Origin of the sequence: Arthrobacter sp. FB24 (assembly GCF_000196235.1) — a bacterium.
GTDB lineage: Bacteria > Actinomycetota > Actinomycetes > Actinomycetales > Micrococcaceae > Arthrobacter.
The window spans coordinates 112,320-134,090 of record NC_008541.1 but is presented as its reverse complement, the minus strand read 5'-3'; the positions used below and the strand labels follow the sequence as shown (position 1 = coordinate 134,090).

The window sequence follows — 21,771 nt, the reverse complement described above, 5'->3', positions numbered from 1 at the left end:
ATAAATGCAAAGAGGAATGAATTGGTAAATGCCGGATGAAATTCGGCGTCATAGGGCCCGGATTCCGGACAAAGCGTGTTGCGTCCCGCCGTCGTCTGGCATGCTGGTGCCATGGCTAGCCGCGCGGGCACAGTTGCCCAACCCCAAGACCTTGTTGACCTCACTGCGCTCCTGGATGCGTACTACGATGTTTCCCCCGATCTGAGCGATCCGGGCCAGCGCGTTGCGTTCGGCACCTCCGGCCACCGGGGATCCAGCTTGAAGGCTTCGTTCAACGAGCCCCACATCGTGGCCATTACCCAGGCGATCGTGGAATACCGCGCCGGCCAGGGCATCACCGGACCGCTGTACATGGCAAAGGACACCCACGCCCTCAGCGAACCGGCACAGAACTCCGCACTCGAGGTGCTGGCAGCAAACGGCGTGAACGTGCTGATCGACGCCCGTCACGGCTACACGCCCACGCCGTCGCTGAGCCACGCCATCCTCACCCACAACCGGAACGCCCCTGCCGGCGCACCCCAGGCTGACGGTATCGTGGTCACTCCCAGCCACAACCCGCCCGGAGACGGCGGCTTCAAGTACAACCCGCCGCACGGCGGACCCGCTGACACGGACGCCACCGGCTGGATTGCCAACCGGGCCAACGAACTCCTTGAAAACGGACTCCGGGGCGTCAAGCGCATCCCGGTAGCCGATGCGCTGGCGGCTGAGACCACCGGCAAGTTCGACTTCCTCAGCAGCTATGTGGACGATCTCCCGTCCGTCCTGGACCTCAACGCCATCCGCGAGGCCGGCGTCCGGATCGGCGCCGACCCCATGGGCGGCGCCTCGGTGGACTACTGGGGCGAGATCGGCGAGCGCCACCACCTGAACCTCACCGTGGTGAACCCCACGGTTGACCCGCAGTGGGCCTTCATGACCCTGGACTGGGACGAAAAGATCCGGATGGATTGCTCCTCCCCGTCGGCAATGGCCTCACTGATCAACCGCATGTCCAGCGGCGCAAATTTTGACGTCGCCACCGGCAACGACGCCGACGCTGACCGCCACGGGATTGTCACACCGGACGGCGGCCTGATGAACCCGAACCACTACCTCGCCGTGGCCATCGACTACCTTTACCGCCACCGCACCGGCTGGAACCCGCAGTCCGTGATCGGCAAGACCCTGGTCTCGTCGTCCATCATCGACCGTGTGGCCGAAAGCCTTGGCCGCAAGCTCGTCGAGGTGCCGGTGGGTTTCAAGTGGTTTGTTCCCGGGCTGTTGTCCGGCGAGGGCGCGTTCGGCGGCGAAGAATCCGCTGGCGCTTCCTTCAACAAGATGGACGGCAGTGTGTGGACCACCGACAAGGACGGCATCCTGCTGGCGCTGCTGGCTTCGGAAATCACCGCCGTCACCGGCAAGTCACCCTCGCAGCTCTACAAGGGACTCACTGACCAGTTCGGCGATCCCGTCTATGCCCGGATCGACGCCGCAGCAACGCGCGAGCAGAAAGCGGCGCTCGGCAAGCTTTCCCCGTCCGACGTCACCGCCACCGAGCTCGCCGGCGAAACGATCACGGCCAAGCTCACCGAGGCTCCCGGCAACGGCGCGTCCATCGGCGGCCTGAAGGTGGTCACGGAAAACGCCTGGTTCGCCGCCCGCCCGTCCGGCACCGAGGACGTCTACAAGATCTACGCAGAGTCGTTCAAGGGCGCCGATCACCTCAAGCAGGTCCAGGCTGAGGCCAAGGCCCTGGTTGACGGGGTTATTTCGTAAGTTCCCACAGATGGAGGATGCGACGGACGGAATGGTTTCCGTCCGGCGCCATGTCCACCAGGGCGACGCGGTCCAGTACGACGACGTCGCCCGGCCGAGGGCGCTTGTCCCCGTGATGGGACACATGGGGACGGTAGTTTTCCAGGATGTGGTGCGGCGTGGGCACGCGGCCCGGCAGCCCCATAACGGTTCCCACGAGTGACTCGTGAAGGTCCTGCAAGGGCCGGCTGGGCTCGACGAGGCTGACCGGGACGGACTCCTGCCGGCCGAAGCCGGCATCCTCGCCAATGGTGAGCCGCGAACCGAGGGCAGCCCGTACGGGCTCGTCGATAAGGCCGGCAATCCGGTCGTCGAGGCCGGCGACGTGCCCGCCGCCGCCGCCGTTCCCCACCTCGCCGCCGGTACCGGCGTCGCCGGACTTCATCTCGACGTCGAACCTCACCAGGGTGATATGCAGGGGCCAGTCGTCGCGGGGAAAGACGAGCCCGTCAGAGACGGGCTCGGTGAAGGCCACCAGAATCAGGTTGCGCATAGGGCCAGTGTGCCACGGCGCCGTTCAGCCTGCGCCGTCCCCGCGGGAGCGCGGGCACAGTAGCCAGAGTGGCGATTTTGACTAAAATGGGAACTGGCCCCGGATACATGCCGTGCACTCAACCGCAGAAATGTTGTCCAGAGTGCCTCCGGCGTGTCCCCCATCGTGCCGGGGGCCTCTTAGCGCGGCGGGCCGCTTGCTGAGCCGTTGCGGGACCGCCCGGGACGGGTGCGGACTTAGACGGTGCGGACCACATCTTCGTAGGCGAACTTCGGCTTTGCTGCGCCCCAGGCGTCGGGACCGGGCTGGCCGATGTTGACCACCAGGAAGCTCTTCTGGTCCCCGGCGGGGAAGAACGCCGCGTCAATGGCGGAGAAGTCGGCGCCTGTCATGGGGCCGGCCGCGAAACCGAGCGAGCGGACGGCCAGGATGAAGTAGCCGGCCTGCAGGTGGGCGTTGTTGTTGCCCGTGATCGCCGCAAGTTCCGGTGCGGCGTCGTACATGGCCTTGGGCGCGTTGTAGCCGGGAAGGAAGTTGTCCCACTGGTCCTGCCAGGCGGTGTCGTAGCTGAGTACGGCCACAAGCGGGGCGGACGCCGTCTTGGCGCGATTACCTGAAGAGAGGGCCGCCACCAGCTGTGCGCGGGCCTCGTCGGAGCGAACATACGTGACGCGCAGCGGCTGGGAGTTGAACGCGGTGGGGCCAAACTTGGTCAGCTCGTAGATGGCGCGGGCCTGCTCGTCCGTGACCTCTCCGGTGAAGGTGTTGGCCGTACGGGCTTCGGCGAAGATCGCGTCCACTGCGGCTGCGTCGATCACTGCTTCTTCATGGGCAATTGTCATCTGCCTACCTTTCGCTGGGCCTGCGCACCCGGAGGCGGCCGGCGGTTCTGCTCTCCATAGTTGCAACTTCAAGCGAATCTTTCCTCTTCCCGCGACCGCGCGTGACGTTCCACACAGCGGCGAACTGCACGGCCCGCGCGGTAATGTTGCTCCGGAAGATTCCTTCCCCGCTCCCGACACCCATTTTCTTTGAAAGGCTCCCGGCCATGAGCATGCTTGGTACCAAATGGAAGCTTCACGGCAACGGAAAGTCGGTCCGGCCCGGTGAGGTGGTGGCACCCGGTGAACGGCTCACCTGGCCCCTCACCATCGGGGTGGGAATGCAGCACGTGGTGGCCATGTTCGGTGCCACGTTCCTGGTGCCTATCATTACCGGCATGCCGCCGGCCACCACACTGTTCTTCTCCGGCATTGGAACTTTGCTCTTCCTGGTGATTACGCAGGGCAGGGTGCCCAGCTACCTCGGTTCGAGCTTTGCCTTCATTGCCCCGATCATGGCCTCCCAGCAGCAGTTCGGGATTCCCGGCGCACTGGGCGGCGTGGTTCTCGCGGGCGCCGGGCTGGCCGTCATCGGCGCCGTGGTCCAAAAATTCGGGGCCGGCTGGATCAACCGCCTGATGCCCCCCATCGTCACCGGTGCCATTGTGGCCCTAATCGGGCTGAACCTGGCGCCGGCCGCGAAAAACAACTTCGACGCCGCCCCCGTCACCGCGGCGATCACCCTCGCCACCATCATCCTGGTCAGCGTGCTGTTCAAGGGCATCCTGGGCCGGCTCAGCATCCTGGTGGGCGTGGTGGTGGGCTACTTGGTGGCCATGATCCGCGGCGAGGTGGACTACGCCAAAATGGACGCTGCCGCGTGGGTGGGGCTGCCGCATTTCCAGACTCCCGAATTCCACCTTGGCGTGGTGGGCCTCTTCGTTCCCGTGGTGCTGGTGCTGGTTGCCGAAAACATCGGCCACGTGAAGTCCGTGTCCGCCATGACCGGCCAGAACCTCGACGGCGTGTCCGGCCGCGCCCTGATGGCGGATGGTGCCGCCACGGTGCTGGCCGGCTTCGGCGGCGGTTCCGGAACCACCACCTATGCCGAAAACATCGGTGTCATGGCCGCCACAAAAGTGTATTCGACGGCGGCTTACTGGGTGGCCGGCATCTTCGCGATCGTCCTGAGCTTCTCCCCCAAATTCGGCGAACTGATCGCCACGGTTCCCCCGGGGGTGCTGGGCGGGGCCGCCACCATGCTCTACGGCATGATCGGCATCCTGGGCGTCAAGATCTGGGTCCAGAACAAGGTCAACTTCTCCAACCCGGTCAACCTGACCACCGCAGCGGTGGCCCTGATTATCGGCATCGCCAACTACACCTGGACCATCGGCGAACTGACGTTCACCGGCATCGCGCTGGGCTCAGCTGCCGCGCTGGTGATCTACCACGGCATGAAGGCGATCGCGAAGGCCCGCGGCAGCGTCGCGGAACCGGAAACCGAACAGGCGGGGCTGCCCCCGGCAGTCAAGGCCGCAATCAACGCCGCGGCCAAGCGGACGCCGAAAAAGCGCCCTTAAAAACGCGGGCGGGCGGCCGCAGTGCAGCCGCCCGCCCGGGCTGTTAAGCCGACGCCGAATTATCCGGCGTCGAAACTGTCGTCGCCGCGGTCCTTGGGCGCCTTGCTGTCCGGCAGGTCGGTGCCGCTGCCGTCCGGAATCCCGGCCGCGTCCGGGTTAGGTTCCGAGGAGAACGGCCGTCCGGCGTCGGGATCCTCCGTATTGGACTCATCCATCTCCGCATCCGCGGACGGCACTGCGACGTCGCCTTCGGCTGACTGCCCTGTGTTCTCCGGCTCGGTGTTCTCCGGCTCAAAGCCGGGGTCTGCGCTTTCGTTTTCTGCGTTCATCTGGTCCTCCGTTCCTCCGAAGCGTCCTGCTCCGGGTTCTCCTGCACTGTCCTGGTCCTCGGCGCCGAACTGGCTGAGGTCAGGCACCCCGGCGGGGTAGGTTTCGCCGTCGGGGCTGTCCTGGCTCAGGCCGGCCGCGTCGAAGGCCTCTTCCTCACGCGGCTGGGCGAATTTCTTCGTGTCCGCGCCGCCCATTTCCTGCTCGACTGTGGGCGTTCCGTAGCCGCCTTCTTCCTCGATGGGCGTGCCTTGGTTCTCCTGCGTCATGTCGTTCCTCCTGGGTAGTCGGGCGTGAATGGAAAGTCTGTGGCAAGCGCTAGAGGCCCTTACCGCCTGTCACCGGAAGAACTGCCCCGGAGATGTAGGAGCCGTGGTCGGAAGCAAGCAGGACGTAGGCTGCAGCGAGCTCCGCGGGCTGTCCCGCCCGCCCGAGGGGAGTGTCCTGGCCGAACTTCGGCAGCTTTTCCGGCCATTCAGTGGCGGGAATCAGCGGCGTCCAGATGGGTCCGGGTGCAACGGCGTTGACCCGGATGCCCTTGGGGCCAAGCTCCTGGGCCAGCGCCTTGGTGAAGGCGACCTGGGCGCCCTTCGTCATGGCGTAGTCGATGAGCCCCGGCGACGGGTTGAAAGCCTGGATGGAGGCGGTGGTGATGATGGATGCGCCCGCCTTGAGGTGGGGCACTGCCGCCCTGGCCGTCCAGAGCAGGGAATACAGGTTCGTCTTGAAGACGCGGTCGAATTCCTCAGTGGGAAGCGTCTCAAAGCTGTCGCGGTTCTTTTGGTAGGCCGCGTTCAGCACCACCACGTCCAGCCTGCCGAACTCCGCCAGGGTATCCGCCACGATCCGGGTGCTGAACTCTTCGCTGCGGCCGTCGCCCGGCAGCAACAGGGCCCGTTGCCCGGCCTTGCGGATCCACGCCGCCGTGTCCTGGGCGTCGGCTTCCTCTTCCGGGAGGTAGGAAATCGCGACGTCGGCCCCCTCGCGGGCGAACGCAATGGCCACGGCCCTGCCGATCCCGGAATCCCCGCCGGTGATGAGCGCCGCCTTACCGGTGAGCGCGCTGCTTCCCTCGTAGCTTTCCTCGCCGTGGTCCGGCTGCGGCTCCATGGGAGCCGTAAGCCCGGGCTGCTCCTGGACCTGCTCCGGGAACGGCCCCTCGTGGTAGCCCGTCCTGGGGTCCCGCGGCTGGTGGTCCTTCTTGTTGTCCGTCATAGTCCACCTCGCTAGCGTCTCGGTTTTGTGCTGGGTCCGGTCCGTGACCGGCCCTTCGAAACTATCCCAGCAGACAGGGCAAGTCCATCGTTTTGGACAAATTAGTCAGCAAACTTAGTATTGCCCTGCAAACGGAGTATTGCTTGACGAAGGCTTCAAGCCTAGGTTGAGAGTTAGTTGCGCGCGGCGGCGTGCCAGGCCCGGAGGTGAGCCCATGTCAGAAGGCGACGCGGTGGTTGGCGACGGCAGGAACGAATCCGTCAATCAGCAGATGGACCGCAACTGGGGAGAGCTGATCCAGGAGCTCCGGGTACTGCAGACGGGAGTGCAGATCCTCGCGGGTTTCCTCCTGACCATTCCTTTCCAGGAGCGGTTCAAGACACTGGACGACTACCAGGTGGGGCTCTATCTGGCCAACGTGATCCTTGCCGCACTGACCACCGCCGTCATTCTCCTTCCGGTCAGCGTGCACCGCAGGCTCTTCCGTAAGCAGCTCAAGAAGACGCTCGTCTCGAGTGCGGACCGGATAGCAAAAGTGGCGCTTACCGGCGTCGCACTCCTCAGCGCGGGAACGGCGTCACTCGTGTTCGATGTGACCGCCGGGCGGGATGCCGGACTCCTCGCAGGCGGAGGACTCCTCGCCGCCATGGTCCTGCTGCTTGTCCTCGTGCCGAACTGGCTCCTCAAACGGGCATCGAAGGTTTAAGCACAGTGCCGGGGCGGGACCTGCGCCAGAATCCAATCAAACCCTCCGGGAGGCGCCATGAAGAAGTGGGTTAAGGAACACGGGCTGATGCTTGCCAACATTGGACTGTTCGCACTGTTCTTCAGCGGCATGATAGTCAGCGGCGCAAGCGACTACAGCGAAGACCAGCTCGCGCACGGACAGCCGGCAGTAGGAATTGCCGGCTACCTTGCCACCGGCGCATTCCTGGAAGCGACCTTCGAGAACTGGGAATCGGAATTCCTGCAGATGGGCATGTATGTCATCCTGACGGTCTTCCTCTTCCAGAAGGGCTCCTCGGAATCCAAACCGATGGACCGCACAGCGCCGCAGGACCAGGACCCTCGGAACGCAACGGTGAAGGCCTCCACTCCGTGGCCTGTGCGCCGTGGAGGGGTGGTGCTCAAGTTGTACGAACACTCACTGTCGATCATGTTCCTGCTGCTGTTCCTCGCATCCTTCACCCTCCATGCCGTCGGCGGCAGTGAGGAATACAGCCAGGAGCAGCAAAGCCACGGACAGCCTGGCGTGACGCTCCTTGGCTACCTCGCCACGAGCCGGTTCTGGTTTGAGTCATTCCAGAACTGGCAGAGCGAATTCCTGGCCGTAGCCGTCCTGGTCGGGGCTTCTGTCTACCTGCGCGAACGGGGCTCCCCCGAGTCCAAACCTGTGGCGGAACCGCACTACGAGACCGGCGCCTAGCTGCAATCCTGGGGTGCCGCGTCAGGCCCCTTCGAGGACCTGGCTTGTGGCCCAGGTGAGGTACTTCGCGGCGTTGGCGATGGCGTCTTCCGGGCTGGTTGCGACGTCCAGCAACTGAGCCGCGGCCACCACGCCGTGCTCGGCAAGGTCCTCCGGGGTGACCAGGATGCGACCGGCCACCACTATGACCGGGATGCCCCGCTCGCGTGCTGCGTCCGCCAGGGCAATCGGGGCCTTGCCGGTCAACGACTGCGAGTCCATTGACCCTTCACCGGTGATCACCAGGTCAGCCTCAGCCAGCTGGCCGGCAAGGCCGGTCAGGCCCGCCACCAGGGCGAAGCCGCCTTCGAGGGTGGCGCCGCTGAAGGCAAGGAACGACGCCGGGAACCCCCCGGCCGCGCCGGCTCCGGGAACGTTGACGTCGCGTCCCGTGGCCTGCCGCAGAACGGAACCCCAGTTGCGGAGCCCGGCGTCCAGCAGCTCCACGGCGTCCGCGTCGGCCCCTTTCTGCGGGCCGAAGACGTGGGCCGCTCCATCGCTTCCGAACAGCGGGTTCTGGACATCCACTGCGATCCGGAACTTCACGGACCCCAGCCGGGGGTCCAGGCCCGACACATCCACGTCCACAACGTCCACGAGGGAACCGCCGCCCAGGGGAACCACGTTTCCGGCCGCGTCCAGCGGCTTCAGGCCCAGGGCGCGCAAAGCGCCGCTGCCGCCGTCGGTCATGGCAGAGCCGCCCACCCCCAGCACGATTTCCGAGGCTCCGGCGTCCAGTGCGGCAGCGATCAGCTGGCCACAGCCGTAGCTGTGGGCGCGCAGCGCATTCGCGGGCGTAGGTTCCATGTGCGCGAGCCCCGATGCCTGGGCGGTCTCAATCACTGCGGTTGCACCGCCGAACGCATCCTTGCGGAGGGCCCAGGCGGCACCGATGGGCGCCAGAATGGGACCGACGACGGCGTTCAGCCGTTCCTCGTAGCCGGCGGCGACGGCAGCTTCCAGGGTGCCCTCCCCGCCGTCGGCCACGGGGAATTGCGTGGCGACCGCATCCGGATAGACGCGCAGCGCCCCCTCGGCGATGGCGCTGGCCGCCTCGGCAGCGGTAAGTGACCCTTTGAACTTGTCCGGAGCAATGAGAATGCGCATGTGTCTATCCTGCCAGCATCTCCCGGAAAGCGCTTGCCTGACGTGTAACGTAGCAGACGCTACGAGGCGGCCGGACGGGCAGGACTACTGACGGTTCACGGTCTGTTCCGGGGCACCGGAGCCGGGGAGGCCGGTAAAGCCGGTGATCGCGTCGGCCACTTGGGCCGTGCCGGTGTGCTGGACTACGTGACCGCAGCCGGGGACCTCCACCAGCGTCCCCGCCGGTGCGCGCCGCGCAAGGATGCGGCACCACTCCCCTGTTGCGATGGGGTCGGAAGCGCCGCGAAGGATCATCACAGGCGTGGTTAGCCCGCGGATCCGCTCCTCGGTCCGGTAGTTCATCATGACCCGCAGCTCCTTGAGGTACCAGAGTGGCCCGCAACGCAGGTAGTCACTGAACACCAAGGCGTTCGAACCGGGGGTTTCATGGAGGAGCGCGTCCTTGGTCAGCGCCAGGATCTGGCGGGGCAGCGTGCGGCGCCGGACATCCACCACGGGTCCCATCAGCACCACGTGCGGCACCTGTTCCGGCCGCTGCAGGGCGGCTTCCAGGACGAACTGAGCCCCCATGGAGTGGCCCACCAGGACCCGCAGCCCCACCCCGGCCTGATCCAGGACGTCATGGATAAAGGCTGCCTGGTCCGCCACCATGAGCTGGCGGTCCGGGCGCGGAGTGGAGCCGAAGCCCGGAAGGTCGATCGAGATAGTGTCCGCCACCCCGGCCAGGACGTGGTGCAGCCGGACAAGGTAGCGGTGGGAGACGCCGATCCCGTGGATGAGGACAAAGGTCGGGGCGTCCGCGCGGGGCCGGACGTCCGATGTGGCACGCGAAGCGTACATCCGACCGCGGAGGCCTCCGGCTTCGACGTCTGTGGTTACGGCACCCTTCATCCGTCGACAATAGCCCTCCGCGGCCAGGATCCAGCTATTCCTCGTGCCCCTGGTCGCCGCTCATGGAGTCTTCCGCTGGTGGCGTTTCGCCGGGCGGAACACCGCCGCCGGGCTCCAGTCCGGTGATGTTGCCTTCCAGCGGGTCGGGGTTCGCGGTGGCCGCCGGGTCCTTGGATGCCCGGTCTTTTGCTTCCGTTTTGTCAGTTTCCGGCCGCCCGGAGGCCGCTTCGGCGCTGCCGGGCCGGTCCGGATTCGAGGGGTCGTTCTCCGGGTGGTAGGTGCTCATGTTTGGTCCGTTCTTCGGGGTCCGCCTCGTGGGATAGCGGAGACGTGCAGGCTGATGGGTGGCCAGCCTAGCCTTCCCTGATTACCGCGACAAGGACTCACAGGCAGTAGTAACGTGGGCTTTCCTGAGCTATACGCAGCCAATGAGGGCGCACGCGGCCCGGGAAACGGGCCCGGACCAAGGGGGTAGCAATGCCGCAATCCTATGACCGCAATTCTTCCCGAAGAGGTCCCACGGGAACGGGACTGACCGAGCTTGTGCTGGTGCGTCACGGCGAGAGCGCGGGGAACGTGGCCGCGACGATGGCCAGACAGGCCGGAGCCCACGTCATCGACGTTCCGGCCCGGGACGCCGATGTGGAACTTTCCGCCACCGGACGCGATCAGGCCCTCGCCCTGGGCAGGCTGTTCGCTGATTTTCCGGAGGATCAGCGGCCCGCGGGGGTGTGGTCTTCGCCCTACGTCCGCGCCCGGCAGACGGCCGAGCTCGCCGTGAAAACCGGCGGCTGGCCCGCAGGTATCCTCATTGACGAACGGCTCCGCGACAGGGAACTGGGCATCCTGGACATGCTGACCTCCGCGGGCGTGGAGGCCCGGCTGCCGGAGGAGGCGGCGCGGCGGCGCTGGCTGGGGAAGTTCTACTACCGGCCACCCGGCGGCGAGTCCTGGGCAGACGTCGTGCTACGGCTCCGCTCCCTCCTGGCCGATCTTGAACGGCAACCCGGCGGCGGCCGGATCATGCTCGTGTGCCATGACGCCCTGATCCTGCTGTTCCGCTACATCCTGGAAGGGCTCACCGAACCGGAACTCCTCGATATTGCCGCGACGTCCACCATCCTCAACGCTTCCCTCACGCGGTTCGTCCGCCCTGACGGAGCCGGGCCCTGGATCCTGGAGAGCTTCAACATGGCCGACCACCTGGTCAGCGAAGGCGTGCCGGTGACCGAACATGCGGGAGATGCCAATGTCCACCCCGCATAGCAAACCGTCGGCACAGCCGGTCACGCCCACCCTGCTGCGCGACTGGCCGCTTCCGGGCGGCGGATCGGGCAAGGACGACCGCGGATCCGTGCTGGTCATCGGCGGAGCCCGGAAGACCCCCGGCGCGGCGCTTCTGGCGGGCACGGCGGCCCTGCGCGCCGGCGCGGGCCGGCTGACCCTGGCAGTCGCCGGTTCCACCGCGGTGCAGGTTGCGGTGGCCCTGCCGGAAGCGGGGGTGGTGGGCCTCGCGGAAACGGACGAGGGCGCCGTCGAAGGTTCCGGGGTATCGGTCCTGGCCGAAGAACTGGACAAAGCCGCGGCCGTCCTGGTGGGACCGGGCCTGGACGACATGGACGAAGCGGAGTCCCTCCTGAGGGAGCTGCTGAAACTGGATTCCGGGAACGCCGGCGGCGACGGAAGAAACCCCGGCGGCTCCGCCAGCAGGCCGGCGCTGGTACTCGACGCCTACGCTTTGGGCTGCCTTCCGGGGCTCCTCGGCGAACTCGGACCATGGGCAGGGCGGCTCATCCTGACCCCGAACGTCACCGAATCCGGAGTCCTGCTGGGACGGGAGGTCGAGGACCTGCACCGGGACGTTGCGGAAATTGCCCGGCGTTACGGTGCCGTGGTGAGTTGCCAGGGTGTCATCGCCGACCCCGGTCCGGGCGGGAAGGAGGGCGGAAGCCCGGGGAACGCCCCCGGAACCGGGAATATCCAGCTGTGGGAAATCACCACCGGCTACGGCGGCCTGGGCACCTCCGGCAGCGGGGACATCCTGGCCGGTACCATCGCAGGCCTGCGCGCCCGGGGAACATCGGATGCACAGGCGACGTGCTGGGGCACCCACCTCCATGCCGCCGCCGGCGACAGGCTGGCGAGCCGGTTCGGTAGCCTCGGGTACCTGGCCCGTGAACTGGCTGATGAACTGCCCGCCCTGATGATGGAACTTGGCACCTAAAGGCTTCCCAACCGGCCAGGACCGCCGTTGAGGACCTGGCGGGCACACCGCCCCTAGATGACCCACACGGGTCCCCTGCGCCAGGTGAAAGCCCGGATCCCGGCGACAACCCGGGACTGAGCGACTCTTCCCGGCGCAGCGCCCCCGGCCCCGGGGGCCTGCCCGAACCGGAACCGGGCGACCTGCGCGCGGATCCGTCCGAGGCGGACGGCGACCCCTTAACCAGCATGGGCCGCGGCTAGCATCGGGCCGCACGGGGTGCGGAAGCGGCTCCTAGTTCCTACCCTCCAGCACCGCAAAGTATCCGGGGATGAGGTCGGACCGCGCGGGGTTGGACAAGGGCATCGTCTCGATCGTCGTGGGCCCCTCCTCGATTAGCTCCCAGCGACTGGCCGGGAATGCCAGGCTCCGCTCCTTGGGGCCGAAGCGTCCCGGCATCGGCAGCCCGCGAATGGCGCCTTCAAGCGGCGCGGGAATGGACCGGAGCGTTGCGCCGAGGTGCGTCACGTAGTCCACGGCGTTTCCCCGGAAGTTGGTTTCGGCAAGGAAGACGCGGCCGTTCGCCCGCGTAATGGCACGGGCATTTTCAGCCAAGGCATGCTGGTCACGTTCGCCCAGGACGTGCAGCACGCCGCGGATGAATACATTCGCTCCGCCTCCTGCCTGGCCTCCCGTGTCCAGTACGGCAAGCTCCTCCAGCAGTCCGCTGCCCGCACCGGATGCCGTCATATCAGCGACGGCGTAGGAAATGTTGGCCAGACCGGCAGTTTCGGCGCGGGCACGCCGGACTGCGTGCGCAGAAACGTCGACCCCCACCGCATGCGGGAAATGCCCGGCCAGCTGCCGGGTGAAGCTGCCGTTGCCGCACCCGATGTCCACAATCGGCAGCCCGGGGTCCAGGTGCAGCCTGAGCCTGTCCACGTAGCCCTGCATCTCGTGGTCGCTTCCGGAGTCCCACAGCACGTCGCCGGAGGCTCCCGTGGTTTTCACATTGGACCAGAACCGGTCCCAGGCAATGTGATGGTCCCGCGGCGCGCCCGCGGACAACCGCATCAACTTGGGGACCAGCAGATACTTTTTCAGGGCGGCGAGCATTGTCCAAATATAAGGGCACCGGTGGTGACGCCCGGAAAATTAGGCGCCACGGGTCATGTGAGAGCAAGCCACGTCAGTGCGTCCCGCTCAGATGTGAAGAACTTGGTGGGGCACGGCACCGCGTTGATCCCCAGGAAGAAGTTTGCCAGGACCCGGTCAACCGGCGAGGACCCCAACAGGGCTATCCGGGACGCCTGGCACGGGCGGCCGAACACTGCGCGGGCGCCGCGGGACACGTCTGCGGTGGTGGCCATGTCCACCAGCATGGGGTGCCGGTCATCGCCGCATAACTGGTTCACCCTGAGCATGGCGCGCTCCGCATCCGCGGCCGTTATCGCGGCCCCCCGCGGCCACGTCAGCCGAAGGATTCCGTCGCCTCCCAGCGTCAATCCCGCTTCCGTGCCCACCTCGCTGTCTCCGGACATATCCGCACTTCCTCCCGCCAGGGTTTGGCCTGCACGGAATGCGTGCGACCCATGTCACCCTACAATGTACTCAACCGGGGACCGAAGGGGGCAGTGTGGTAATTCAGACGGCGGAGAATTCACTCGTACCACGCACGGCCATCGTGGCGGATCCGGACAGCGGACGCCTGTCCGCCACGGCCGGGGTCCTGGTAGCCGCGGGGTTCGAGGTCTCCACGGCCTCAAGCCACGAAATTTTGACCGGGCTCCTGGAGCAGCACAAGCCCAGCATCATCGTCGCGGACCATTCGTTTGGGGGCCCGCCCGTGGATGCACCACTGCTTCTCCTCGTCGATCTGGCCGACGAATCCGCGGCGGAAAGCCTCCGGACGCTCGGCATGGCGGACTACATCGCGAAGCCTGCCGCGCCGGACGAGCTGGTCCACAGGGCGGACGTCCTGATCAGCCGCGCCGCACAACGCTCCGACGCCCGGCAAAGCGCCGAACGGCTGCGTGAAAAGCTCCGCCTGGTCTCCTCCAACATCCGTGCCACGCACGATCCCCGCCTGATTTCGGATTGCCTGGTGACGGGATTCGGGGAGACGTTCGGTGCCGACCGCGTACTGTTCACCACGTTCGACGACGACCGCGTGCCCCGGATTTCCGCCGAGTGGCACCGTCCCGGCCTCCCCCCGGTCCCGGACGGACTGGGGCTCCAAGAGTCCTCCGCGCACCGCGTAGCGGACCGGCTGTGGTCGGAGGCCGAAGTTCTTGCGGTGGAGGACCACCACGTCCACGAATGGTCCCCTGAGGACCAGGAACTGGCGGCCTGGTCAGAAGATATGGGCCCGTGGGCGTCCGCATTCGTTCCCGTGGGCGAGGGAAAGTCATCGCTGGGCGTCATATGGATTGCGCAGCTGGACGAGCCGCGGGTCTGGACACGCACCGAAATCTCCCTGATCCAGCACGTTGCCGGCAACGTGGCGTACGGGCTCATCCAAAGCCATCTGATGAGCGCCCAGCAACAGGTGGTCAAGCAACTGCGGCAGCTTGACCAGGCGAAGACCGACTTCCTGGCCACCGTCAACCATGAGCTCCGGACCCCGCTGACGTCCATCTCCGCCTACCTGGACATGATCCAGGACGGTGTGGGGGGGCCCGTGCCCCCCGAAGTGAGCCGGATGCTGGACATCATTGTCCGTAACTCAGAGCGGCTCCGCCGGCTGATCGAGGATATGCTCACCGTTTCCCGCCAGGACTACGACGGCGCCAACCTGCACCTGGGTCCGGTCCAGCTGGGGCACACCCTGCAGATCGTGACGGTGGCGCTGCGTCCGCTGGCGGAACTGGGTGACGTTTCCATCTCACTGGAGCTCTGCGACGGCGACCCCGCGATTATCGCCGATGAAGTCCAGCTGGAGCAGGTGTTTACCAACCTTGTTTCAAATGCCATCAAATTCACGCCACGCGGAGGCAGGATTGTTGTCAGCTGCCGTTTTCAGGCAATGACGGACGGGGAGCCGGGGGTAAATGTTCATGTCCGCGACACGGGGGTCGGAATCCCGGAGGAAGAAATCCCGCATCTTTTTACCCGGTTTTTCCGTGCCTCCAATGCCACTTCCACTGCCGTGCCGGGCAGCGGCCTGGGGCTTGCCATTGCGCACGACATCGTGAAGTCGCACAGGGGGTATTTGGCGGTCAGCTCCGAGCTCGGCGCAGGCACCACCATCACTGTTCAGCTGCCCGTTTCCGGCCCGTAACCTGTGGCCGGACCTTAAACGAAACTGCCCCCGGATATAGAATCCGGGGGCAGTCTTCTCGCCGAACTAGTTAGGCCACCAACCGATGGAGGACTGCGTAGTCGTCGTCTTACTTGAGCTGCTGACAGTTGTGTCCGACTTAGGAGCGGCGTTGGCGGGTGCTGCAAATCCAGCGACAGCCAGAACGCCGGTGAGCAAGAATGTTGCGGCAATCTTCTTCATCCGTTGGTCCTTTCAATCAATTAGGTTCGATCATGCATTACGAGCGTCATTATACGGCCGGATCATCAACGTAAAAGCCATGTAATACGAATGTATTTCCCAGGACCCGACTCCAGCGGGGGCAGCGAGGGTGGATAATTGGCAAATGCCGTCTCCCCGGAATTTGACTCCCTACGTAGTGGCCGAGCTGCAGGCCCGTGAAAGCGCCAGAAATCGCGATTATGCCGCAGCAAAAGCGCAAGCCGCCGCAGCCGCCGCCCTGGCTTTGGAGTCCGGGGATTACTCCGGCTGGTGGAACATGATCTACCTGAAAGCCGAATGCCTCCGTGACGAGGGTTCGATCTCCGAGTGCTTGGAAATTGCCAGGTCCCTTGCCGAATCTCCGCTTTCGGCGGATCACGCCCTGCTGGCCGCCCGGGCGTACACGCTGCTGGCTGTGGCACAGCAAGGGCTTGGCCGGCTTCCCGATGCCGTGTCGTCGGCTGCTGCAGCTGCCAACCTGGTGGCTGGCGACGCCGAGTACGTTTATCTCCATGTGGAAGCACAGCGTGCCCTTATCGCAGCCCTCGCCGAGAGCCGCCGACTGGACGAAGCGTGGGAACAGTGCCTCCTGCTGGAAGGCCTGCTCACGGAGCTTGTGGATGAGGACACCGCCGGCAAGGCCTATTGGGTGATCGGAAACGTCGCGTTCCTTACCGGCAGGGTGACAGACGGAGGCCGCTACCACGATATGGCTGCGGAGAGCCTCTCACCGTCAAAGGACGTGGACCTCTGGGCCAGGTTCAACCGCGCGTCTGCGGTGATGCGCCTGGAGGCTGAGCTCACCGAACCTGCAACGCTTCGCTGCATTGAACGGGCAGAACTCGCCACTGAAGTGGTGGGCGGCAGCGACCGCGACCTTCTCGAGATGTCCTTCGCCCGTGCGCACTGGAATTTCCTGACCGGCGACATGGCCACCGCCATCAACATGCTCAGGCCGCTTTGCACCGAAGCCGGGATTTTAGCCACCCAAACGGCCGGAGAAGCCTCTTTCCTGCTGGGAAAATCCCTCCTTGCCAACGGTGAGCGCGACGAAGCGCTGCAGCGGCTGGCGGATGCTGCCGAGCTGTTCGACAATGCCGCCGCCTCGGAACGCAGCGCCCAGGTGCGCGCGTTTGCGGCCGATGTACGCTAACGCTCTCCGGACGCGGATGGACGGTGTATTTTAGTCGCAAGGCCTCACCGGAGTTTCGGCGGGGCTCGGGAGGCCAAACGGCTCCTCTCATATGTTCGGGGGATTGATGTCTAAGCCGCTTGGATTGATGCAAGAGCAGATTGTCCGGATCGTGCTTCCCCGGGACGAGCACTTGGACGAACAGTCGGCACAGCTGCTGGCTGCCGGCCTGCAGGCGCCGCAGTGGGGCTCCCCGTTGGCCGTACTGATGGATGTGACGGACGTAGCGTCGGTGAGCCGGGCGGCGAGGGCAGTCTTCAGCAATGTGAGCACCGTGGCTGCATGGGCGCTGCTGGGCCGTACGCCGGTGGACCGGATCCTGGCCCATTTCATCCTTGGCGGTGACTTCAAGTCCGGGCCCGCGAGCTACTTCACGTCCGAAACTGACGCACTCAAGTGGTTGAAGGAAACCACCCATGTTCACTGACGGCGATCCGCGCCTGGGCAAGCTGCTGGACGGGATCGTCCGCCTTGCCGCAGGAGAGCTGCACTCCAGGATTGAAGTGTCCCCCGCCAGGGACGAACTGGATGCCGTCATCATGGGAACCAACCTCCTCGCCGAGGACCTGCAGATTATGTACCAGGAGCTGGAACAGCGGGTGGAACTGCGCACACGGCTGCTCAACGAGGCGCATCTGGAAATGCAGAAGATGGCACTCACGGACTCTCTCACGGGCCTGGCGAACCGTGCCGCCCTGGTCAGCGCCATTAATGAGGCACTGGCGGAGACCGGGCAGGGTGGCCTGCCGCCGGCGCTCCTGCTGCTGGACCTTGACGCCTTCAAGGGCATCAACGACACCCTTGGCCATGCTGCCGGTGACCAGGTCCTGGCCGCAGTCGGGGAGCGCATCAAAGGTTCAGTCCGCGACACGGACACAGTGGCCCGCCTGGGCGGAGACGAATTCGCGGTACTGATGCCCGCTACCACGCTGGCCCGCGCCGCGAGCGTGGGCAACCGCATCCTCGCTTCCCTGGACGGCCAGGTGGAACTCGAGAACGACTCCGTCCAGTGCGGTGCCAGCATGGGGCTGTGCATTGGTGGAACCGGCCAGAGCGCGGAACAGCTGCTCATCGAGGCTGATGTGGCCATGTACGCGTCCAAGGCCGGGGGCCGCAACCGGCTCAAGGTGTTCGAACCGGCGATGCTGCACGCCCGCCAATTGCGCAGCCAGCTCATTGAGGACCTGCGGACGGCCATTTCCGGCTCGGAGCTGGTGCTTTATTACCAGCCCGTGGTGGACCTGACCACAGGGCGGATCGAAGGCGCGGAAGCCCTGGTCCGCTGGAAGCACCCGTCCCGCGGGATGGTGATGCCGGACGAATTCATTCCGCTGGCGGAAGACGCCGGACTCATTTCCGAGCTGGGCGGCTGGGTCCTGCGCACCGCCGTACGGCAGTTGAGGGACTGGCGGGCAGAGGGCCGTGCGGGCGACGAATTCTCCATGCGCATCAACATCTCCCCCACGGACCTTCAGCGCCTCGAGTTCATCGAAGAGGTCCGGGATGCCCTCAGCGAGGCGGAGCTCAACCCGGAACTGCTGGTTCTCGAGCTGACCGAAGGTGCCATCGTCAGCGGCAACGAACTGGACCGCTACTCCTTGAACAGCCTGCGGAAGCTGGGTGTGGGGCTGGAAATCGACGACTTCGGCACTGGCTACTCCTCGATCAGCTACCTGCGCAGGCTCCCCGTGGACAAGGTCAAAGTGGACCGCTCGCTGCTGAAGGACCTGGGGACGGACCCGGCCCAGCCAGCCCTGATAGCGGCAATCCTCCAGCTGATCCGGGCCTGCGGCCTCGAGGCGGTCTGGGAAGGCGTGGAGAACGCGGAACAGGCAGAGCATCTGGCCAGCATCGGCTGTGTCAGCGCTCAGGGATATTACTTCGGCCGGCCGGTCCCGGCGGACGAGTTCGCAGCCGTGCTGGATGCTCAGCGGGCGTCACGCCACGGCGGCTAATCCCACTGCCCCCGGTCCTGGAGCACCTGTTTGAGGAGATCTGCCCGGTCGGTGACGATGCCGTCAACGCCAAGGTCCAGGAGCCGGTCCATCTCTGCGGGATCGTTGATGGTCCACACATGGACCTGGAGGCCGTGCCGGTGGGCGCGGCGGACAAAGGCCGGCGTGACCACCCGGATGCCACCGTAGCTGACCGGAACCTGAAGCGCGTGGACGCCCCGCAGGAGCCGCCGCATGACCGCTCCCGGAAGAACCGGGCCGAGCATTGTGAACAGAGCGTTGGAAACCATGCCGGCGGACGCCGCGACCGGCCGGCTCAACTGCTTAACGACAGCCCGGCGCCGGCGGTCGGAGAAGCTCGCAATCAGTACCTGGTCGTGAACGCCGTACCTCTCAATCGCGGCGGCAAGGCCGGTCACAGAGTTCCAATCCTTGACATCAAGGTTTAGCCGCACGTCGGGAAAGGCCCGGACCATCTCTTCGAAGAGCGGGATGGGTTCCACGCCGCCGATCCGTGCCCGTGCAACGGTCCCGGCAGGGAGCCGGGCGATGCGGCCCTGCCCGTCAGTGACACGGTCCAGCGAGGGGTCGTGAAACACCAGGAGCACGCCGTCGGCGGTGGTGTGAACATCCATTTCCAGGTACCGGTAGCCGAGTTCGACGGCCGCGCGGAACGCCGCCATCGAGTTTTCCAGCCCGTCCGGAGAAAACCCGCGGTGCGCCATCGCAATCCGCGCCGAGGCGCTTCCGGCGGCGAAGAAAGGCTGGGAGTCCGTCAACTCAGTCGCCTGGCTAGACGGGCTTCACGCCAAGTCCGGCGAGCTTGGCTTCGAGGATCTGGGCCACGCCGTCGTCGTCGAAATGGGGCGCCTGTTGCCCCGCTGCCCGGATGGCCTCCGGGTGGCCACTGGCCATTGCGTAACCGTCGCCCGCCCAGCGCAGCATCTCTATGTCGTTGGGCATGTCCCCGAACGCCACGACATCAGCGGCGTCAATGCCCAGGGTGGCGGCGTATTCGGCCAGCGTCACGGCTTTGTTGACGCCCGGCAAGGCGAGCTCCAGCATGGCCACGGTGGGTGCTGAGTGGGTGGCCGAAGCGAGGTGCGCCACCGCGGGTGACACCTCGGCCAGGAAGTCGTCGGCGGTGCCTTCACGGACGATCGCCAGGAACTTCACCACGGCGTCGTCCGGGGTGAGGGTGCTGGCCAGCGGAGCGGGGGTGAACTCGGACAGGAGTTCACTGGAGTCGTTTTCGATGAAGCCCGGTTCCAGGTGGAAGCCGGTGAGGGTTTCCGCGGCAAACAGCGCAGACGGCCGCAGCTGCTTGATGATGCGGCGCGCTTCGAAGACCGCGTCCAGGGCAAGCGAGCGTGCGGACACCAGGCGGCCTGCCTCGAGGTCCCACACCACTGCGCCGTTCGAGCAGATCACCGTTCCTGCATGCCCCAGCTGATCCTCCAGGGGGTGCAGCCAGCGGGGCGGACGTCCGGTCACGAAGACCAGTTCGACGCCGGCGTCACGGCACGCGTGGAAGGCGCGGATGGTCCGATGGCTGATTTTGCCGTCATGCCCGAGGATCGTTCCGTCAATGTCACTTGCTACCAGCCGCATACTGCCAGTCTACGTTGGCCCGATAGTGGCGGCCGCTCAGCGCTCGAAGATGCCGGTGAGAGTTCCGCGGCCCAGCACGTGCCCGGCCAGTTTGGCTTCCAGCTTTGCCGGGCTGAACCCGGCGTCCAGGCCGAGGTGCTCCACGTCGAGGGCGTAGACGGTGACGATGTAGCGGTGCGGGCCGTGTCCGGGCGGCGGCGCGGCCCCGAGGTAGCCGTGGAAGCCCCCGTCGTTCTTCAGCTGCAGCGCACCGGCCGGAAGGAGCCGGCCGCCCTCGGCGCCCGCACCGGCGGGCAACGACGTGGCGCCCGCGGGGAGGTCCAGCACCGCCCAGTGCCAGAAACCGCCACGGCCCGGGGCATCGGGATCGAACACCGTGACCGCATAGCCCTTGGTTCCGGCCGGCGCACCGCTCCAGCTCAACTGCGGCGATTCATCCTTGCCGCCGGCGCGCATCTTGCCGCTGCGCTGGGCGGGCGGCAGGGTTTGGCCGTCCTGGAAGGACTCGCTGCTGACGTTCAGGGACGGCGAATGGTGGGAAGACATGTGCTGCCTTTCAGTTGCTGGCGGAGTCGGCATTCCTCAGGTCGTCTCCGGAGAGCGCGGCGTTGCGCTCCAGGCTTTCGAGCTCGAAGTGGTTGAGTTCCGCCCTGGTGGGCGGGTTGGCTCCGGGGCGGGACACGGTGACGGCTGCAGCCCACGCGGCATGGGCCAGCAGTTCACGGAGCGATTCGGCCGGCAGTTCCCGCAGCTCCTTCCGGTTCTGTGCACCGTCCAGGCCGCGGTCCACGAGGCCGGAAATCAGTGCGGCCATAAAGGAATCCCCGGCACCCACAGTGTCCGCCACCTCCACCTTGGGCGCAGGGAACTCGGCTTCGCCGGCGGCGGTGATGCCCCAGGGGCCGGCCGCCCCGCGGGTCACCACCACCAGCGCGGGCCCTCCGGGACCGCCCAGGGAAAGCCAGCGCCGGGCTGAATCCAGGACGTCCACACCGGGGTACAACCACTCGAGATCCTCGTCGGAAGCCTTCACGACGTCAGCGAGGCTGACGAACTTTTCCGCCTGCCTGCGGGCGTAGTCCACATCGGTGATGATGGTGGGACGGCAGTTGGGGTCGAAGCTGATGGTGGCGGACGGGTGGGCGTGTTCGACGGCGGCAAGCACCTCGGCGGCGCCCGGCGCCAGCATGGTGGCAATGGAACCGGTGTGCACCAGGGTGGTGCCCTGCAGCATGAACGGCAGCCGGTCCGCGAGGCCGGGAAGCTCCCAGGCGAGGTCGAACGTATAGCTGGCGGCGCCGTCGTCGTCTATCAACGCGGTGGCCACGCTGGTGGGCAGGGCATCCGGACCCTGCGGCACCATCACCGAGCTGGATTTCAGGTGGGCGGCCACGGACTCGCCGTAGGCGTCGCGCCCGAACCTGCCGATGAACTGCACGGGATGGTCCAGCCGCGCCAGTCCAACTGCCACATTGAGCGGGCTGCCGCCCACGTGGGCCTCGATTCCCGAGGATCGTTGGACAACGTCGACCAGGCCTTCGCCAATAACTGTGAGCATGGTCATACTCTGCCAGAGAACGGGTGC

General features: G+C 66.1%; 22 protein-coding genes and 1 pseudogene. 10 read left to right on the top strand and 13 right to left on the bottom strand.

All coding sequences use genetic code 11. The annotated features are described in order from the left end of the window. Positions 1–111 precede the first annotated feature (111 nt). Positions 112–1,761 carry a phosphoglucomutase (alpha-D-glucose-1,6-bisphosphate-dependent) gene (gene pgm, locus ARTH_RS00690; RefSeq protein ID WP_011690002.1) on the top strand — a complete coding sequence of 550 codons (1,650 nt, stop codon included), beginning with the start codon at positions 112–114 and terminating at the stop codon, positions 1,759–1,761. On the opposite strand, the gene ARTH_RS00685 is transcribed toward pgm, so the two are convergent. Both ARTH_RS00685 and ARTH_RS00680 read right to left on the bottom strand, forming a co-directional pair. After that, a complete protein-coding gene (locus ARTH_RS00685) occupies positions 1,751–2,293 on the bottom strand; it encodes a hypothetical protein (protein ID WP_011690001.1) in 543 nt (180 codons plus the stop codon). The two genes, pgm and ARTH_RS00685, sit on opposite strands and share 11 nt — an antisense overlap. 236 nt (positions 2,294–2,529) lie before the next feature. Then, complete coding sequence (locus ARTH_RS00680; protein WP_011690000.1) at positions 2,530–3,135, bottom strand: malonic semialdehyde reductase; 606 nt, start codon at positions 3,133–3,135, stop codon at positions 2,530–2,532. Positions 3,136–3,341: 206 nt separating this feature from the next. Between ARTH_RS00680 and ARTH_RS00675 the strand changes: the two genes are divergently transcribed. Then, positions 3,342–4,697 carry a uracil-xanthine permease family protein gene (locus ARTH_RS00675; protein ID WP_043429211.1) on the top strand — a complete coding sequence of 452 codons (1,356 nt, stop codon included), beginning with the start codon at positions 3,342–3,344 and terminating at the stop codon, positions 4,695–4,697. Positions 4,698–4,756: 59 nt separating this feature from the next. Here ARTH_RS00675 and ARTH_RS00670 read toward each other — a convergent pair whose 3' ends face one another. Both ARTH_RS00670 and ARTH_RS00665 read right to left on the bottom strand, forming a co-directional pair. Continuing rightward, positions 4,757–5,293: a hypothetical protein gene (locus ARTH_RS00670; RefSeq protein ID WP_011689998.1), complete on the bottom strand. Its 537-nt coding sequence runs from the start codon at positions 5,291–5,293 to the stop codon at positions 4,757–4,759. Between the two features lie 49 nt (positions 5,294–5,342). Further along, the gene (locus tag ARTH_RS00665) at positions 5,343–6,239 is read right to left on the bottom strand and encodes an SDR family oxidoreductase (protein ID WP_011689997.1); all 897 of its coding nucleotides are present in this window, start codon (positions 6,237–6,239) and stop codon (positions 5,343–5,345) included. 214 nt (positions 6,240–6,453) lie between these two features. Between ARTH_RS00665 and ARTH_RS00660 the strand changes: the two genes are divergently transcribed. Together ARTH_RS00660 and ARTH_RS00655 are read left to right on the top strand one after the other, a co-directional pair. Next, positions 6,454–6,945, top strand: a complete 492-nt coding sequence (locus tag ARTH_RS00660) for a DUF6328 family protein (protein ID WP_011689996.1) — start codon at positions 6,454–6,456, stop codon at positions 6,943–6,945. Between the two features lie 57 nt (positions 6,946–7,002). Next, positions 7,003–7,665, top strand: coding sequence for a DUF6766 family protein (locus ARTH_RS00655; protein WP_011689995.1), 663 nt, complete (start codon positions 7,003–7,005; stop codon positions 7,663–7,665). A 21-nt stretch (positions 7,666–7,686) separates the two neighbouring features. On the opposite strand, the gene ARTH_RS00650 is transcribed toward ARTH_RS00655, so the two are convergent. The 3 genes from ARTH_RS00650 to ARTH_RS00640 all read right to left on the bottom strand — a co-directional run bounded on the left by ARTH_RS00650 (position 7,687) and on the right by ARTH_RS00640 (position 9,988). Next, positions 7,687–8,811: a glycerate kinase gene (locus tag ARTH_RS00650; protein WP_011689994.1), complete on the bottom strand. Its 1,125-nt coding sequence runs from the start codon at positions 8,809–8,811 to the stop codon at positions 7,687–7,689. Between the two features lie 84 nt (positions 8,812–8,895). Beyond that, the gene (locus tag ARTH_RS00645) at positions 8,896–9,702 is read right to left on the bottom strand and encodes an alpha/beta fold hydrolase (protein WP_011689993.1); all 807 of its coding nucleotides are present in this window, start codon (positions 9,700–9,702) and stop codon (positions 8,896–8,898) included. A 34-nt stretch (positions 9,703–9,736) separates the two neighbouring features. Continuing rightward, entirely contained in the window at positions 9,737–9,988 is a 252-nt protein-coding gene (locus tag ARTH_RS00640) for a DUF6480 family protein (RefSeq protein ID WP_011689992.1), read from the bottom strand. A gap of 191 nt (positions 9,989–10,179) precedes the next feature. On the opposite strand from ARTH_RS00640, the gene ARTH_RS00635 reads away from it, so the two are divergent. Both ARTH_RS00635 and ARTH_RS00630 read left to right on the top strand, forming a co-directional pair. Then, a complete protein-coding gene (locus tag ARTH_RS00635; RefSeq protein WP_011689991.1) occupies positions 10,180–10,968 on the top strand; it encodes a histidine phosphatase family protein in 789 nt (262 codons plus the stop codon). Then, the gene (locus tag ARTH_RS00630) at positions 10,952–11,926 is read left to right on the top strand and encodes an ADP-dependent NAD(P)H-hydrate dehydratase (RefSeq protein WP_011689990.1); all 975 of its coding nucleotides are present in this window, start codon (positions 10,952–10,954) and stop codon (positions 11,924–11,926) included. Before ARTH_RS00635 ends, ARTH_RS00630 begins: the two co-directional genes overlap by 17 nt. A gap of 273 nt (positions 11,927–12,199) precedes the next feature. Here ARTH_RS00630 and ARTH_RS00625 read toward each other — a convergent pair whose 3' ends face one another. Beyond that, positions 12,200–13,021: a class I SAM-dependent methyltransferase gene (locus ARTH_RS00625; RefSeq protein ID WP_011689989.1), complete on the bottom strand. Its 822-nt coding sequence runs from the start codon at positions 13,019–13,021 to the stop codon at positions 12,200–12,202. Positions 13,022–13,074: 53 nt separating this feature from the next. Further along, positions 13,075–13,446: a DUF7793 family protein gene (locus ARTH_RS00620; protein WP_011689988.1), complete on the bottom strand. Its 372-nt coding sequence runs from the start codon at positions 13,444–13,446 to the stop codon at positions 13,075–13,077. A 38-nt stretch (positions 13,447–13,484) separates the two neighbouring features. On the opposite strand from ARTH_RS00620, the gene ARTH_RS00615 reads away from it, so the two are divergent. The 4 genes from ARTH_RS00615 (at position 13,485) to ARTH_RS00600 (ending at position 18,575) form a co-directional block, all read left to right on the top strand. Continuing rightward, entirely contained in the window at positions 13,485–15,185 is a 1,701-nt protein-coding gene (locus tag ARTH_RS00615; RefSeq protein ID WP_011689987.1) for an ATP-binding protein, read from the top strand. A gap of 367 nt (positions 15,186–15,552) precedes the next feature. Then, entirely contained in the window at positions 15,553–16,581 is a 1,029-nt protein-coding gene (locus ARTH_RS00610) for a hypothetical protein (RefSeq protein ID WP_011689986.1), read from the top strand. 127 nt (positions 16,582–16,708) lie between these two features. Continuing rightward, positions 16,709–17,047 (top strand): DUF7793 family protein, encoded by a 339-nt coding sequence (locus ARTH_RS00605; RefSeq protein WP_052309626.1) that lies wholly within the window; start codon positions 16,709–16,711, stop codon positions 17,045–17,047. Continuing rightward, on the top strand, positions 17,037–18,575 hold the full coding sequence (locus tag ARTH_RS00600) for a putative bifunctional diguanylate cyclase/phosphodiesterase (RefSeq protein WP_011689984.1): 1,539 nt from the start codon (positions 17,037–17,039) through the stop codon (positions 18,573–18,575). Before ARTH_RS00605 ends, ARTH_RS00600 begins: the two co-directional genes overlap by 11 nt. Here the strand turns inward: ARTH_RS00600 and ARTH_RS00595 are convergent. The 4 genes and pseudogenes from ARTH_RS00595 to ARTH_RS00580 all read right to left on the bottom strand — a co-directional run. Further along, on the bottom strand, positions 18,572–19,354 hold the full coding sequence (locus ARTH_RS00595; RefSeq protein ID WP_011689983.1) for a glycerophosphodiester phosphodiesterase: 783 nt from the start codon (positions 19,352–19,354) through the stop codon (positions 18,572–18,574). The genes ARTH_RS00600 and ARTH_RS00595 overlap by 4 nt on opposite strands. A gap of 13 nt (positions 19,355–19,367) precedes the next feature. Further along, positions 19,368–20,186, bottom strand: a complete 819-nt coding sequence (locus ARTH_RS00590) for a Cof-type HAD-IIB family hydrolase (protein ID WP_011689982.1) — start codon at positions 20,184–20,186, stop codon at positions 19,368–19,370. Positions 20,187–20,222: 36 nt separating this feature from the next. Next, positions 20,223–20,732, bottom strand: a complete 510-nt coding sequence (locus ARTH_RS00585; protein ID WP_043429208.1) for a YbhB/YbcL family Raf kinase inhibitor-like protein — start codon at positions 20,730–20,732, stop codon at positions 20,223–20,225. A 10-nt stretch (positions 20,733–20,742) separates the two neighbouring features. Then, positions 20,743–21,756 (bottom strand): annotated as a pseudogene (locus ARTH_RS00580) (carbohydrate kinase family protein); the annotation flags it as partial. Positions 21,757–21,771: the final 15 nt, after the last annotated feature.